Source organism: Pseudonocardia yuanmonensis, assembly GCF_039542425.1.
GTDB lineage: Bacteria > Actinomycetota > Actinomycetes > Mycobacteriales > Pseudonocardiaceae > Pseudonocardia > Pseudonocardia yuanmonensis.
Window position 1 is genome coordinate 301889 of sequence record NZ_BAABIC010000005.1, and the last position, 13527, is coordinate 315415.

General features: G+C 71.1%; 11 protein-coding genes. 10 read left to right on the plus strand and 1 reads right to left on the minus strand.

The genetic code is table 11. The features are described 5' to 3' along the window. Positions 1-13 precede the first annotated feature (13 nt). Complete coding sequence (locus ABD990_RS09840; RefSeq protein WP_345379922.1) at positions 14-1303, minus strand: glucuronyl esterase domain-containing protein; 1290 nt, start codon at positions 1301-1303, stop codon at positions 14-16. Between the two features lie 198 nt (positions 1304-1501). On the opposite strand from ABD990_RS09840, the gene ABD990_RS09845 reads away from it, so the two are divergent. The 10 genes from ABD990_RS09845 (at position 1502) to ABD990_RS09890 (ending at position 13521) form a co-directional block, all read left to right on the plus strand. Further along, the gene (locus ABD990_RS09845) at positions 1502-2110 is read left to right on the plus strand and encodes a DUF5701 family protein (protein ID WP_345379924.1); all 609 of its coding nucleotides are present in this window, start codon (positions 1502-1504) and stop codon (positions 2108-2110) included. A gap of 156 nt (positions 2111-2266) precedes the next feature. Continuing rightward, positions 2267-2899, plus strand: coding sequence for a TetR/AcrR family transcriptional regulator (locus ABD990_RS09850; RefSeq protein ID WP_345379926.1), 633 nt, complete (start codon positions 2267-2269; stop codon positions 2897-2899). Positions 2900-2977: 78 nt separating this feature from the next. Beyond that, positions 2978-3736, plus strand: a complete 759-nt coding sequence (locus ABD990_RS09855) for an SDR family NAD(P)-dependent oxidoreductase (protein ID WP_345379928.1) — start codon at positions 2978-2980, stop codon at positions 3734-3736. 208 nt (positions 3737-3944) lie between these two features. Next, a complete protein-coding gene (locus tag ABD990_RS09860; RefSeq protein WP_345379929.1) occupies positions 3945-5633 on the plus strand; it encodes an AMP-binding protein in 1689 nt (562 codons plus the stop codon). 137 nt (positions 5634-5770) lie between these two features. Beyond that, entirely contained in the window at positions 5771-7690 is a 1920-nt protein-coding gene (locus tag ABD990_RS09865) for a flavin-containing monooxygenase (protein WP_345379930.1), read from the plus strand. A 44-nt stretch (positions 7691-7734) separates the two neighbouring features. Beyond that, complete coding sequence (locus ABD990_RS09870) at positions 7735-9078, plus strand: MFS transporter (RefSeq protein WP_345379931.1); 1344 nt, start codon at positions 7735-7737, stop codon at positions 9076-9078. Continuing rightward, the gene (locus ABD990_RS09875) at positions 9075-10190 is read left to right on the plus strand and encodes a CaiB/BaiF CoA transferase family protein (protein ID WP_345379932.1); all 1116 of its coding nucleotides are present in this window, start codon (positions 9075-9077) and stop codon (positions 10188-10190) included. The genes ABD990_RS09870 and ABD990_RS09875 overlap by 4 nt, the downstream gene beginning before the upstream one ends. Beyond that, positions 10187-11083: an HpcH/HpaI aldolase family protein gene (locus ABD990_RS09880; RefSeq protein WP_345379933.1), complete on the plus strand. Its 897-nt coding sequence runs from the start codon at positions 10187-10189 to the stop codon at positions 11081-11083. Before ABD990_RS09875 ends, ABD990_RS09880 begins: the two co-directional genes overlap by 4 nt. A gap of 171 nt (positions 11084-11254) precedes the next feature. After that, positions 11255-11476, plus strand: a complete 222-nt coding sequence (locus tag ABD990_RS09885; protein ID WP_345379934.1) for a hypothetical protein — start codon at positions 11255-11257, stop codon at positions 11474-11476. A gap of 17 nt (positions 11477-11493) precedes the next feature. After that, positions 11494-13521, plus strand: a complete 2028-nt coding sequence (locus ABD990_RS09890; RefSeq protein ID WP_345379936.1) for a hydantoinase/oxoprolinase family protein — start codon at positions 11494-11496, stop codon at positions 13519-13521. Positions 13522-13527: the final 6 nt, after the last annotated feature.

Here is a 13527-nt window from a genome sequence, read left to right on the forward strand (position 1 = left end):
CGGGCCCGCGCGCTCACCGGGAGAACAGGTCGCCGTTCAGGTAGATGTCCCAGTCCGCCGCGGTGAGCCCGTGCCCGCCGGAGCGCAGGTGGTAGCTCATCGCCGCGCCGCGGAACCCCTCGTCCGTGGCCGGCGGCCACGTCGCCGACGGCAGACCGGTGCCGCCCAGCCCGTAGAGCTCGTACACCGGCTCCGCGGCGACGTACGCCAGGAACTCCCCCTCCGGGTCGGCGTTCGCGTCGTCCGTGGCGCTCGCGACGACCACCCGCCGCGGCGCCACGAGCGCCAGCAGCTCGTGCTGGTCGACCGGTAGGGCGTCCACGCGGTCGTTGTAGGCCTTGTACGTCGTGGGGAACCAGTGCGGGAACGAGCCGTTGATGCGCTTCACGGTCTCCGCGCCGACGCCGCCGTCGCCGCGCCGTGCGAGCTTGGCGCCGGTCGATCCCGAGTTGTTCGTGACGACCGCGGCGAAGCGGGTGTCCTGCGCCCCGGCCCACAGCGCGGCCTTGCCGCTGCGCGAGTGCCCGATGACCGCAACCCGGGTGGGGTCGATGTCGGGATCCGTCTGCAGGTAGTCCATGGCCCGGCTCGCTCCCCACGCCCAGGCGCTGATGGCTCGGCCGGCGTCGTCCGGCAGCTCCCGGTCGGCGGGGTGGAACAGGCCGATCATCCTGCTGCGGTAGCTGCCGCTGTCGTCGGGGGCGACCTCGCCGGCGTCGAGGACCGCGAACGCGTAGCCGGCCTTCGTGATCGTCGACACCGGCGCGAAGCCGGACGACTGGCCGGGATCGTCCCCCACCTGGCCGCGGTGGTCGATCATGAGGAACGTGCCCTTCGGCGTGCCGCCGGTCTTCGGGACGAACAGGGTCACGTCGAAGCCGCCGGTGCCCTCCGGACCGGTGGCGGTGATCGTGACGGTCTTGCGCGTGACGCCGGTGAAGTCGGTCGACGTGACGTCGAAGGTCTGCGCGGTCGGCTCGGGCAGGCTCTGCCCGTAGACGTGCTGCCGGAAGTCGGCCAACAGTTCCGCGCGGCGCGTGCCCTCCCACTCGGCGGGCGTGGTGACCGGAGCGCCGTCGTGGAGACGCAACGGGTTCGGGTAGTCCTCGCCGTCGATCGTCACGGTCTTCTCCGCCAGACCGCCGCCCTGCGCGGCGGCCACCGTCCGGACCGCGACCGGCTCCGGGATCAGCGTGGCGCCACCGGCGGCACCCATCGCCGCGACGACGATCAACGCAGTCGTATGGGCGGTCACGGTGTGCAGTCGGTCGACGAGGCTGCGCGGACGGCTCGGGGAACGCACGGGGCGAAATCTACGCAGCCATGATCACGCCGCAACTACTGTCCGCTCATCCACGTCCATCGGATGACGATAGCGTGTATCGGAAGGGTGATCGGGGCTCGTCGCGAGCGCGTCACTGCGTGACGGGCAGGCGCCGAGCGGAACACCGCGGAGCCCCCGCGCGTTGGCCGCAGGCCGTCGCCGATCCCCGGAGGTCCCGTGCTACCCGCCATCCCCGCCCAGGTCGACCGACTCGTCTCCCTCGGCGCCACCGCGCCCTTGACCCCCGACGAGCTGCGGATCGCCGCGAAGGCCCTGCCCGACCGGCCCGGTCTGCTCGTCGTCGCGGCCGCCGCACCGTCCGCTCTCGCGCCCCTGCTGCGGCGTGGCGACAAGCCCGGGTTCGTCGTCGCCGACATGACCGACGTCGACGACTTCGCCCCACTGCCGGACATCGTCGTACCGGACGCACCCGTCTACCTCCTCGAGGACCTCGACCGCGGCGACCACCTCGCCAACCGGAGCCCGGAGGAGACGTACCCCGAGCTCGCCCGGGCCGGCCGCACCCCGCTGCTGCTCACCGAGGGCGTGCAGTGGGTCCTCCAGGATCCCGAGGTGCTGGCCCGCAACGCCTGCTTCATGACGATCGGCTCCCGTCTGCGCCGCCCGAGCGGCGGGCTCGACGCGCGGACCCCCGCAGTGTGGATCTCGAACGGGACCGGGCGGGACGGGCGGGAGCGCCGGCACGCCACCAAGATCGGCTGGTGCTGGGCCGGCAACCGGCACACCTGGCTGGGCTTCGCCTCCGCCACCAACCGGGCTACATGAGCCGACAAGGGCCCGGTCGCTCAGCTCCTCGGGCCCGGTGCCGAGCCGGAAGCCCACACCGGGTCGACGCCCGCAGCATCGGCCGTTCCGAGGCGGCCGGATACCATCCGGTCGGAAGGCCGTGGGTTTGGACAGCCCGTACCCGAGGAGAGCGTCGTGCCGCGTAAGCCGCCCGAACGGAGCTACGCGCCGGAGGAGACCCGGCGCCTACTGGTCGAGGCTGCGCTGGACCTCTTCGCGGAGAAGGGCTTCAGTCGGGCGTCCATGCAGGAGGTGGTGCAGCGGGCCGGCGTGACGAAGGGCGCGTTCTACCACCACTTCGCCACCAAGGACGACGTGCTGCACCTCATCCACGACGAGTTCATCGATCGAGCCCTGGAATCGCAGCAACGGGCACTGGCCAGCCATGTCTCGCCGACCGAGCAACTGGCGAAGATGGCGTTCGACACCACGATGATCTGCATCACCTACCAGAAGCACGTCATGGTGTTCTTCCGTGAGCTGCACGTCCTCACCGGCGACGTGCGGGCGGCGATACTGGAGAAGCGCCGGCGGTCGACCTCGCTGTTCGAGGACACTGTGCGGCGGGGTATCGAGAGCGGCGAGTTCGACCAGAACCTCGACCCGACCGTCACCGCGTTGGGCCTGCTCGGCATGTGGGTGTGGTCGTACCAGTGGTACCGGCCGGAGGGTCGGCGCACGCCGACCGAGATCGCCGAGCAGTTCGCCACGATGACCCTGCAGAGCGTGGGCGCGAAGCGGTCCGCGTCGGCCATCGTGACGAGCTGACCCGGCCCTCCTCTGGCGATCGGACCGGTGGCTGCGGTATCACTGACATTCCGACCGGATGGAATGGAGAGGACGACGATGACCACTCTGCACGGGCAGGTAGCGCTGGTGACCGGAGCCGCCGGGGGTATCGGGCGGGCCATCTGCAGCGCACTGCGGGATTCCGGGGCCCGGCTGGCCCTCGCCGACCTGGACAAGGCCGCGCTCGACGAGGCGGTGGCAGACCTCGGAGCGGGCGCCGACAGTGCCGCCTTCGATGTCGACCTCACCGATGACGAGCAGACCACCGCCCTGCCCGACCGGGTTCGCGACCACTTCGGCGGTCTGGACGTCGTGGTGAACAACGCCGGGGTGCGTCAGATCGCGCCGCTGCTCGAGCTGTCGCCGGCCGACTGGCGCAACACCCTCGACGTCGACCTCACCGCCCCCTTCGTCCTGTCGAGGGCCGCCATCCCGGGCATGCTGGAGCAGGGCCGAGGGAAGATCGTCAACATCGCGTCGATGGCCGGCCATCTGGCCTTTCAGAACCGTGCCGCCTACTGCGCGGCCAAGGCGGGACTGATCATGCTCACGAAGACGATCACGCTCGAGTACGGCGGACGCGGCATCTGGTGCAATGCGGTGGCTCCCGGTGTCGTGGAGACCCCGATGACGAGCGCCTACTTCCGGTCCGAGCAGATGGCCGCCTCCATCCGTGCCAACGCTCCGATGGAGCGGTGGGCGCAGCCGGAGGAGATCGCGCGGCCGGTCGTCTTCCTCAGTGGCTCCGACTCCGACTACGTCAACGGGACGACCCTGTTCGTGGACGGCGGATGGACCGCAGGGAAGGGCTACTGACGGCCGTCGGTCGTCCGGACCGACCGGGAGCGGTCGCAGCCGAGCCGGGCGTGGCGCCGCCTGAGGGCGCCGGCCACGCGAGAGCTGCGGCCGGCACGTGAGGAGCGTGCTGAGCCACGCAGGGAGGACTTGCCTTCCGCCACCGGAGCACGTACATTCCGACTGGTCGGATTGCACGGGGACGATGAAGCCCCTGGAGGAGAACCCGATGACGATGACAGAGAACACCGGCGTCGCCGGCTCGGGCATCACGTCCGGCTGGTTGGCGGCAGTGCCGTTCGCGGAGCGGACCGTGGGCCGCGTGCTGGAGCGGGCCGCGGCGGCACGCCCGGACGAGGCGCTGTTCCTCTTCGAGCGCCGGGACTACACCCTCGGCGAGGTCAACGCCCGGGTGGATGTCCTCGCCCGGAACCTGCGGGCGGCCGGGGTCGGCCGCGGAACGCGGGTGGCGTTGCTGATGGCGACCGGTCCGGAGTATCTGTACGGCTGGTTCGCGCTGGCGAAGCTGGGCGCGGTCGAGGTGCCGATCAACACCGCTTACCGCGGCGAGCTCCTTCGCCACCAGCTGGACAAGGCGCAGGTGTCGCTGGCGGTGGCCGACCAGGGCCCGCTGTTCGACGCCGTCGACGCCGTCCGTGGTGATGTGCCGAGCCTGGCCGAGGTGTTGAGCTTCCCGGGGACCTACTCGGAGTTGCTGGAAGAGCCCGAACAGGGCCACTCCGACTCCCCCGGGGACAACGGGACGGCGGACAGCGGCGCCGATCGCTCGGTGCCGCCGGAGGGCCCGGCTCCCGACGACGTCGCCTGCGTGTTGTACACCTCCGGCACCACGGGACCGTCCAAGGGCGTGCTGCTCAGCCATCACCAGCAGGTCGCCTTCGGGCACTTCTTCGCCGAGATCACCGGTCTCGGCCCGCGGGACGTGCTGCTGAACTACTCGCCGTTCTTCCACATCTCCGGCAAGTTCGCGACGCTGGGCTGCCTGCTCACCGGGGCACGCATGGTGCTGCGGTCGCGGCTGACGATCGAGCGGTTCTGGGACGAGGCCCGCGAGTTCGGGATCACCGCCTTCGTCGCGATCGGCGGGGTCTGCCACATGCTCCACGGGCGAACGCCCCGCGAGGACGACGCGGACAACCCGGTGCGGGTGGTGTACGCGGTGCCCGCACCGGCGGAGATCTACCACGACTTCGAGAAGCGTTTCGGTGTCAAGATCGTCGAGGCCTACGGGTCCACCGAGACCAACCTGATCGTCAACTCCTCGCTCCAGGAGTCGCGGCCCGGCGCGTGCGGCCGGGCCAACCCGATCTTCGACGTCCGGATCGTCGACGAGGACGGGAACGAGGTCCCCGACGGCGTCTCCGGTGAGGTCGTGGTCGGCTCCCCCGACCCGCTACTGCTCTCGGCCGGCTACGACGGCCTGCCGGAGGCGACCGCGAAGGCGTGGCGCGGCGGGCGGTTCCACACCGGCGATCGGGCCGTGCGGGACGAGACCGGCGCGCTGTGGTTCAAGGACCGGATCAAGGACTCGATCCGCCGCCGCGGGGAGAACATCTCCTCCTACGAGGTCGAGCGTCTGGTCAACAGCCACCCGGCAGTCGCGGAGTCCGCAGCCGTGGGTGCGCCGTCCGACCTCGGCGAGGAGGAGGTCCGGGTGGTGGTCGTGCTGCGCGACGGCGTTAGGGTCACCGCGGAGGACCTGTTCCTGCACTACGCCGACTCGATGCCGTACCACATGGTCCCCCGCTTCATCGACATCGTCGACGAGCTGCCGCGCACGCCCACCGACAAGGTCGAGAAGTACAAGCTGCGGACGGCCGGCGTCGGGCCGAACACCTGGGACAGCGCCGTCGCCGGATGGCGGATGACGCGTACCGGGCCGATCAGGACGGCCTAGATCGCCCGCTCTCCGCTCACTCCCGTCGTGCCGCTGGTGTCCGCTGCCCGCAGCGGCCGCCGTCGCGCCCGACGCGGCAACCACCGCGAGCCGACCGCTCGCCCCTGCTCGCTCCATGGAGGAACGACGTGCCCGCGATGTCCACCCCCCGACGGCCGCTCGACGAGCAGCGGCTGAGCCAGGCCGTGACGGCTGCCAACCTGCCGACCCTGGCCATGGTCACCTTCCAGCTGACCGGTGACCAGCGCTGGCTCGACGAGCCGTACCGCCCGGTCCGCAGCAGCGGACTCGGACCCAACGACTCCGGCGGGCTCGACGAGACCGCGGCCGCCGAGCTGCGCACCGCCGCGGTCGAGGCGATCACCAACTGGTCGCGCGGCGGGGAGCCCGCGGTGCCCGACCCCGACCACGCCCTGCTGCGGCGGATGCTGTCCACGGCGATGGGCGAGCCGGTGCCCGACGAGTACGAGCGGCTGATGCGCGAGGAGATGGGCTTCGAGCCCGACCCCGGCCCCGTCCCCGTGCCGCCCGCCGTGGTCGCGGAGCGCGACCTGTCCGTCGTCATCATCGGCGCGGGGATCTCCGGGCTGATCGCGGCGGTCCGCCTGCAACAGGCCGGCGTGCCCTTCACCATCCTCGAACGCAACACCGAGGTCGGCGGGGTGTGGCTGACCAACACCTACCCCGGCGCAGGTGTCGACACCCCCAGCTACCTGTACTCGTTCTCGTTCTTCCCGCGGAACTGGTCCACCCACTTCGGCAAGCGCGACGAGATGGCCGCCTACACCGCCGAGATGGCCGACCACTTCGACCTACGGCGACACATCGAGTTCGGCGTGTCGGTCGACTCCGCGACGTGGGACGAGCACCGGCAGCGCTGGACCGTCACCGCGGGCTCGCGCAGCTGGACCGCGTCCGCGGTCATCAGTGCGGTCGGGCTGTTCAACACGCCGAAGGTGCCCGACCTGCCGGGCCTGGACACCTTCGACGGGCCGCTCTTCCACACCGCGGAGTGGCCCGCCGACCTGGACGTCACCGGGAAACGCGTCGCCGTGGTCGGCACGGGCGCGAGCGCGATGCAGGTCGTGCCGGCGATCGCCGAGCGCACCGCCCACCTGACGGTGTTCCAGCGCTCACCACAGTGGATCGCTCCCAACGCCGAGTACTTCCAGGAGGTCGGCGAGGACGTGCACTGGCTCATGGAGCACGTGCCCTACTACCACGCCTGGTACCGGTTCCGACTGGCCTGGGTCTTCAACGACCGCGTGCACGCCTCGCTGCAGATCGACGACGACTGGGACCACCCCGAACGGTCGCTCAACGCCGTCAACGACGGCCACCGCCGCTTCTTCACCCGCTACCTGCACGAGCAGCTGGAGGGCCGGCCCGACCTGGTCGAGAAGTGCCTGCCCGACTACCCGCCCTTCGGCAAGCGGATGCTGCTGGACAACGGCTGGTTCGCCGCGCTGCGCCGCGACGACGTCGAGCTGATCACCGACGGCGTCGCCCGGATCACCGGGACCGGGGTGGTGACCGACGCCGGCGAGCACCACGAGGCCGACGTCGTCGTGCTCTCCACGGGCTTCGACGCCCAGCACTACCTGCCCGGCATCGACGTCCGCGGCCGCGACGGGCTGCGCCTGCACGACGCCTGGAGCGAGGACGACGCCGTCGCACACCTGGGCATCACCGTGCCCGGATTCCCGAACCTGTTCCTGATGTACGGCCCGAACACCAACGCCGGCGCCGGCGGCAGCTTCATCTTCGTCGCCGAGGCCCAGGGCCGCTACATCGTCGACCTCGTCACGACCATGGCCCGGGACGGCATCGGCGCGCTCGAGTGCCGGCCGGAAGCGCTGCAGCGCTGGGTGAGCGACGTCGACGCGCGCCACCAGCGGATGGTCTGGAGCCACCCGGGAATGACCACCTACTACCGCAACTCACGCGGTCGGGTCGTCACGAACTCGCCCTACCGGGTCGTCGACTACTGGGCCATGACCCACGACCCGGACCTCACCGACTTCCACACCATCCCGGTCCCGGCCCGAGCGGCCTGACCGCCACCGCACGATCAACGACGATCATCACTCGGGAGACCACCATGTCCCTGCGGAAGATCCTGCTCGTCGCCGGCACGGGCTCGGCGATCGACTGGTACGACTTCTTCATCTACGGCACCGCGGCCGCGCTGGTGTTCAACAAGCTGTTCTTCCCGGCCGGCGACCCGCTGGTCGGCACCCTGCTCGCCTTCACCACCTTCGCCGTCGGGTTCGCCGCCCGCCCGGTCGGCGGCGCCGTCTTCGGCCACGTCGGCGACAAGATCGGCCGCAAGCCCGCCCTGGTCACCACGCTGTTCCTGATGGGCATCTCCACCACCCTCATCGGGCTGCTGCCCACCTACGACAGCATCGGCGTCGCCGCCCCGATCATCCTGGTGGTTCTGCGGCTGCTGCAGGGCATCGCGGTCGGCGGGCAGTGGGCCGGCGGCGCCCTCATCGCCACCGAGAACGCCCCACCGGAGAAGCGCGGCCTCTACGGCAGCTTCGCCCAGATCGGCGTGTCCGCCGGGCTGTTCCTGTCCACGGGCGTCTTCCTGCTCGCCGGCGCCCTGATGAGCGAGGCGGCGTTCCAGTCCTGGGGCTGGCGGCTGCCGTTCCTGCTCAGCGTGGTCCTCGTCGGCATCGCCTTCTACGCCCAGTTCACCCTCGAGGAGACCGCGCCGATGAGGATGGTCCAGGGCACCGGCGGGCCGTCGCGCTCGCCCGTCCTGGACGTGCTGATCCACAACTGGCGCACCGTCCTGCTCGGCACCGGCTCCATCGTGGTGATCGGCACCAGCTTCTACCTGTTCGGCACCTACTTCCTCTCCTACGGCACCACCGTGCTCGGGCTGCCCCGCGCGCTGCTGCTCGACGGCGTCCTGATCGGCGCCGCCCTGCAGTTCTTCGCGATCCCGCTGTGCGGTGCCCTGTCGGACCGCATCGGCCGACGCACCGTCTACCTGATCGGCGCGGTCGCTCTCGCGGTGTGGGTGTGGCCGGCCTTCCTGCTGCTCGGCACCGGCAGCCCGGCAGCAGTCATCGCCGCGATCGCCGTGGGCGAGGTCCTGGTCGCCCTCGTGTACGGCCCGCAGGCTGCGCTGTTCGCCGAGCTGTTCACCGCCCGGGTGCGCTACTCCGGGGCGTCGCTGGGCTACCAGATCGGCACCCTCATCGGCGGCGCGCTGACCCCGCTGATCGCCACCGCCCTCTACGCCCGGTGGGACAGCTTCGTGCCCGTCGCCGGCTGGGTCGTGCTCACCGCGGTCGCCTCGTTCGTCTCCGTCGTCGTCATGTCCGAGACAGCCCGCACCCAGCTCGACGACGGCCGGACGACGAGCGGCCCCCGCGACCACGCCGTCGATGCGGCTACCGGCTCCGACGTGCGCAACGCGGAGCCGGCATGAGCACCCCGCAGGGCCCACTGGCCGGGCTGAGAGTGGTGGAGCTCGGCGGCATCGGGCCGGTGCCACACGCGGCCATGGTGCTCGGCGACCTCGGTGCCGACGTCGTGCGCGCCCAGCGACCCGGCGGCTTCCGGCTCGCCGACCCGACCCGCGATCACCTCCTGCGCAGCCGCCGCAACCACACCCTGGACCTCAAGGACCCCGTCGACCGCGACCGGGTCCGTGAGCTCGCCGCACGCGCCGACGTCCTCCTCGAAGGGTTCCGGCCCGGTGTCGCCGAACGCCTCGGGCTCGGCCCCGAGGAACTCACCACGGCCAACCCCCGCCTGATCTACGGACGGATGACCGGCTGGGGTCAGGACGGCCCGCTGGCCGCCTCGGTCGGCCACGACATCAACTACATCGCCCTCAACGGCACCCTCCACGCCATGGGTCCCCACGACGGGCCACCGGCAGCTCCGCTGAACCTGGCCGGCGACTTCGGCGGCGGGTCCATGCTGCTGCTCGTCGGCGTGCTGGCCGCGCTGTGGGAGCGCGAGCGATCCGGCCGCGGACAGGTCGTCGACGCCGCCATGATCGACGGCTCCGCACTGCTCATGCAATCCATCTGGGCCTGGCGCGGGATCGGGAACTGGAGCGACGACCGGGGCCGGAACCTGCTCGACGGGGGCGCCCCCTTCTACCGCAGCTACCGGTGCGCCGACGGGGGCTACGTCGCGGTCGGGGCGATCGAGCCACAGTTCTACGCCGAGCTGCTGAAAGGGCTCGGCCTGATCGGGGTGGAACTGCCCGACCAGGACGACCGGACGGGCTGGCCCACCCTGACCGAGCGCTTCACCCGAGAGTTCGCCTCCCGCTCCCGCGACGAATGGGCAGCGGTGTTCGCCGAACTCGACGCCTGCGTGACCCCCGTCCTGTCCTTCGCCGAAGCGGCCCGGCATCCGCACGCCCGGGCGCGTGGGACGTTCCTGGACCTGCACGGCGTCACCCAGCCCGCTCCCGCCCCGCGCTTCTCCCGCAGCGGAGCCGGAACCCCCGCACCACCACGGGCCCCCAGCCCCGTCGAGGAGACGCTGCAGCGCTGGAGCCGGCCGACACCGGGAACCGCATGACCACGCGCACATCGCCGAGCCGGCCGAATCAGCCGAAGCGATCGGGCCGGAACGCCGAGAAGGTTGCTCCTGCGAAGGAATCCGACCTCCAACGACCCCGCCCCCCTTCGACCCTCGCGACTGCCCTCGACGAGCGTGGCCACGCGGTGGGGAGCTGGGTACAGATGAACAGCCCGGAAACCGGCGAGCTCGCCGCCGCGGCCGGCTTCGACTTCGTCGTCGTCGACATGGAGCACGGCACCCTCGACCTGCGCGATGCCGCGCACGCCGTGCGCGCGGTCCAGGGCCGCGGCGCCGACGCGATCGTCCGGGTGCCCTCCGCTGATCCGACGACGATCGCGCGGGTGCTCGACCTGGGCACGCGAGGCGTCCTGGTACCCGGCATCCGCTCCGCCCAGGCCGCAGCCCGCGCGGCCGCAGCAGCGCACTACGCCCCCCGTGGGGAGCGCGGCGCCTGCCCCTGCGTGCCGGGCTTCGACCACGGGCTGCTGCCCTGGGACGAGGCACAGCGGCACGCCGACTCGATCCACGTATGGCTCCTGATCGAACACCCGGCCGCCATCGCGGACATCGAGAACCTCGCCGTCGCCTCCGCAGCGGCGGGTGCCACCGCGCTGGTCCTCGGCCCCTTCGACCTCGCGGTCGCGATGGGCCACGGCGGCGACCACCGCCATCCCGAGGTACGCGCGGCCCTCGAGCAGACCATCGGAGCCGCCCGAAGCGCCGGACTCGACTGCGTGGCCGTCACCCTCGAAGACCACGCGCAGGCCAGCGCCGCAGCCGTCGCGAGCTGGCGGGCAGCCGGCTGCCGGATCACCACCGCGCTGCTCGACCGCTACGCCCTCGGTCACGCCTACCGCACGACTCTCCAGGAGATCTCCCGACTCGTCTGAGCGATCACGCCGCCCGCACCATCCGGCCGAGCGGTGCCACCGCACCCGAGCCCGGACCCGATCGGGTGCCGCTCTTGCATTGACGCAGCACACCGCTAGAGTTCCTCACATTCCAACCGGTCGGAACCTTCCGCCGGGTCGTCATCACCGTCGCCGACGAAGGAGCTGTGCATGCCCCCGTTCCCTCGACCTCAGGAACCCACTGTCTCGCTGGTCAAAGAGCCCGTGGACGGCGCGTGCCCGCGCTGCGGGGCCGAGCAGCTGCGCCGCTACCCGGTGAACTCCGAGGGCGGCTGGTTCCAGGTCGTGAAGTGCCAGAACTGCCTGCATTCGCTGAGCCGTGAGCGGTGGAACCTCCTCGGTTCGCTGCAGCTGCTCTCGGACACCGTCTGAGAAAGGGGCCCTGAACGATGATCGCAGTCGACGTGGGCGGCACGTTCACCGATGTCGTCTCCCTGGAGAACGGCCGCATCCGCACCGCCAAGGTCTCCACCGACGTCACCACCGCGTACAAGCCCGTGCTGGCCGGCGCCGAGGAGCTCGACGTGGCCCGCGCGGCGGTGTTCAACCACGCGAGCACGCACGGCCTCAACGCCGTCATCACCCGCAACCTGCCCAAGATCGGTTTCCTGACCACCGAGGGGCACCGCGACATCCTCGATCAGGGCCGCACCTGGCGCCCGGCCGAGGCCATCCTCGACCCGCGGTGGCGGCGGAGCTTCGGCGACGCCGCGCGCCCGCTGGTGCCGCGCCACCTGCGCCGCGGCATCCGAGAGCGGATCCTCGCCTCCGGTGAGGTGCTCTTCGAGCTCGACGAGGTCCAGGCCCGCGCCCAGCTGGCGGTGCTGCGCCGCTGCGGGGTGACCGGGGTGGCGATCTGCCTGCTCAATGCCTATGTCAACCGCGCCCACGAGGAGCGGCTGCGCGAACTGGTGCTCGAGGAGCTCGGCGAGGTCGCCTGCTCGATCTCCAGCGAGGTCTCCCCGCTGGCCAAGGAGTACGCCCGGGCGTCAACCACCGTGGTCGACACCTTCATGAAGATCATCTACTCGGACTACTCCGAGCACCTCGACAAGGGCCTGGCCGACCTCGGGTTCACCGGGCAGCTCAACTACGCCGACTGCGCCGCAACCCTCGTCCCGGCCGAACGCGCGATGGAACAGCCCTTCCGGATCGTCTTCTCCGGCCCCGCCGCCGGCACGGTGGCGAGTGCGCACTTCGGCGAGCTCATCGGCGAACGCAACCTGCTCTGCGCCGACGTCGGCGGCACCTCCTGCGACATCAGCGTCGTGACCGAGGGCGAGCCGTTCGTCAACACGACCTTCGAACTCGAGAACGACCTGATCGTCAACTCGTTGGCGATCGACATCTCCAGCATCGGCGCCGGCGGCGGCAGCCTCGTCACCATCGGCAAGGCCGGCGAGGTGCAGGTCGGCCCCGGCAGCGCCGGGGCCGACCCCGGCCCGGCCTGCTACGGCCGCGGCGGCACCCGGCCGACCACCACCGACACGTGTCTGATGGCCGGAATCCTCGACGGCGACCACTTCGCAGGCGGCCGGTTCACCCTCGACGTCGAGAAGTCCCGAGCCGCGTTCGAGGCGCTCGACTGCGACTTCACCCTCGCCCAGCGCGTCCGTTACGCCTACGAGATGGGCGTGAACAACATCGCCGAGGGCGTGTTCAACATCGCCATCAGGAACGGCGTCGATCCGCGCGACTACAGCCTGGTCGCCTACGGCGCCGCCGGACCGATGCTGCTGCCGGCGGTCCTCGACCTGATCAAGTGCAAGCAGGTGGTCGTCCCGCCCTACCCCGGCCTGTTCTCCGCGCTCGGGCTGCTGTCCACCGACCAGGTGTTCACCGCCAACCGCAGCGCCTACACCGTGCTGTCCGACGAGGTCGCCGCGGACGTCGACGCGCTGTTCACCGACATGGAGAACCAGCTGCGGGCACGCATCACCCCCGGCCGCGAGGTCACCTTCGCCCGCAGCTTCGACGGACGGCTCGTCGGCCAGAGCTGGGAGACCCCCTTCGTCGCCGTGCCCGAGGGCACCCTGGACGCCGCTGCGCTCACCACGATGATCGGCAACTTCCACGACACCTACGAGCAGCGCACCGGCAACCGGTTCGACGCCTTCCCGGTCGAGGGCGTGACCTTCCGCGTGCGAGCGATCCTCGACACCGAGAAGGTCGAGTACCCGGTCGTGCCGACCCGCACCGACACCGACGGACCGCTCTCCCCGGTGCGCACCACCGTGCTGCGCTACCTGACCGACGACGAGCAGCAGGCCCCGGTCTTCGACCGCACCCGGCTACGCGCCGGGGACACCATCGACGGCCCCGCGATCGTCGACGAGAGCCTGTCCACCACCCACATCGGCGCCGGCCAGACCGCCACCGTCGGTGGCTACGGCGAGCTCGTCATCACGAGGAAGTGAGCAACG

What these genes read in the sequence shown, in the direction of transcription:
- ABD990_RS09855 (WP_345379928.1), top strand. Translation starts at nt 2,978, where the DNA reads ATGACCACTCTGCACGGGCAGGTAGCGCTGGTGACCGGAGCCGCCGGG.
- ABD990_RS09860 (WP_345379929.1), top strand. Translation starts at nt 3,945, where the DNA reads ATGACGATGACAGAGAACACCGGCGTCGCCGGCTCGGGCATCACGTCC.
- ABD990_RS09865 (WP_345379930.1), top strand. Translation starts at nt 5,771, where the DNA reads ATGTCCACCCCCCGACGGCCGCTCGACGAGCAGCGGCTGAGCCAGGCC.
- ABD990_RS09870 (WP_345379931.1), top strand. Translation starts at nt 7,735, where the DNA reads ATGTCCCTGCGGAAGATCCTGCTCGTCGCCGGCACGGGCTCGGCGATC.
- ABD990_RS09875 (WP_345379932.1), top strand. Translation starts at nt 9,075, where the DNA reads ATGAGCACCCCGCAGGGCCCACTGGCCGGGCTGAGAGTGGTGGAGCTC.
- ABD990_RS09880 (WP_345379933.1), top strand. Translation starts at nt 10,187, where the DNA reads ATGACCACGCGCACATCGCCGAGCCGGCCGAATCAGCCGAAGCGATCG.
- ABD990_RS09885 (WP_345379934.1), top strand. Translation starts at nt 11,255, where the DNA reads ATGCCCCCGTTCCCTCGACCTCAGGAACCCACTGTCTCGCTGGTCAAA.
- ABD990_RS09890 (WP_345379936.1), top strand. Translation starts at nt 11,494, where the DNA reads ATGATCGCAGTCGACGTGGGCGGCACGTTCACCGATGTCGTCTCCCTG.